Source organism: Mesorhizobium sp. M5C.F.Ca.IN.020.32.2.1, from assembly GCF_004023105.1.
In the GTDB taxonomy this organism is placed as follows: domain Bacteria; phylum Pseudomonadota; class Alphaproteobacteria; order Rhizobiales; family Rhizobiaceae; genus Mesorhizobium; species Mesorhizobium wenxiniae.
The window spans coordinates 1-970 of sequence record NZ_RZSX01001391.1 but is presented as its reverse complement, the minus strand read 5'-3'; the positions used below and the strand labels follow the sequence as shown (position 1 = coordinate 970).

Below are 970 nucleotides of genomic sequence, written 5' to 3'. Positions count from 1 at the left end.
CAGGCAGCGTGGCGATCCAGTGCGGCGTCACCGCGCCTTCGCGGTTGGTCTCGATCGCCCAGCCGACCCATTCGCGGACTTCGTTGCTGGCGTAGGCGCCGGCGAGCGCGATCGGCACCACCAGGAAAGTGAGGATGAACAGGATCGCCAATGTCGCGGCGATCGTGCGGTTGCCGCCGACAGCAGCAAGCAGCCGCCGATAGAGCGGCCAGCTGGCAAAGGCGATGACGAGAGCAGCCAGCACTGGGACCAGGAAACCATGAAAGAAATAGACCCCGGCGGCAACGATCAGCACCAGGAGCCAGCGCGCCGCCGACAGCGGCGGAATGACGGCGGATCTGACCGGCGTCGACAGGCCGAACAAGCGCTGCTGCCCTTCCGGTTTCTTAATCCTGGCTTCTTTCAAATGCCCATTTCTCCCAAAGGCGTGTGTCCCCGCCTTATGTAGCGATGCTTATGTACCATGATAGTGCAGCAATCGTGACGACATTCCAAATGTTAGCATGGAGGCGCTAATCTCCCCGCTTGAGGGGGAGACGTCGCCGAAGGGCGACAGAGGGGTCGGGACGTTCAGACGCGACCTCTTATTGCGAACAGGGAAGGCTGGCGCTTCATGCGCGGGGACCCCTCTGGCCTGCCGGCCATCTCCCCCTCAAGGGACCTACCCAAACTTCCCCGCCCTCGGGAATCCCTTCGGCACCATGCGTCCGGCCGAGGCTCGAGCACCGATCCACTCAATCAGCTCTTCGCGTGATTTGACGAAGGTGCGGTCGGCCGAATCCTGCCAGGAGAGACCGCCTGCGAGCGTGAAGGTCTTGAGGTCGAGGACGCCGCCATCCTTGTATTTCTGCAGGCGAACGCCCTTGCCGCGACCCATCTCAGGGATCTCGGCGAGCGGGAAGACCAGCATCTTGCGGTTCTCGCCGACGATGGCGAGATGGTCGCCGGCGACCGGCACACAGCGCTGGGC

1 protein-coding gene and 1 pseudogene are annotated in these 970 nt (G+C 63.4%); both read right to left on the bottom strand.

All coding sequences use genetic code 11. From position 1 onward, the window contains the following. Positions 1-406: pseudogene (locus EOA86_RS36255) on the bottom strand (AI-2E family transporter); the annotation flags it as partial. A 255-nt stretch (positions 407-661) separates the two neighbouring features. Further along, a partial coding sequence (locus tag EOA86_RS36250; protein WP_281035740.1) for a DNA gyrase C-terminal beta-propeller domain-containing protein occupies positions 662-970 on the bottom strand: 309 nt, incomplete at its 5' end.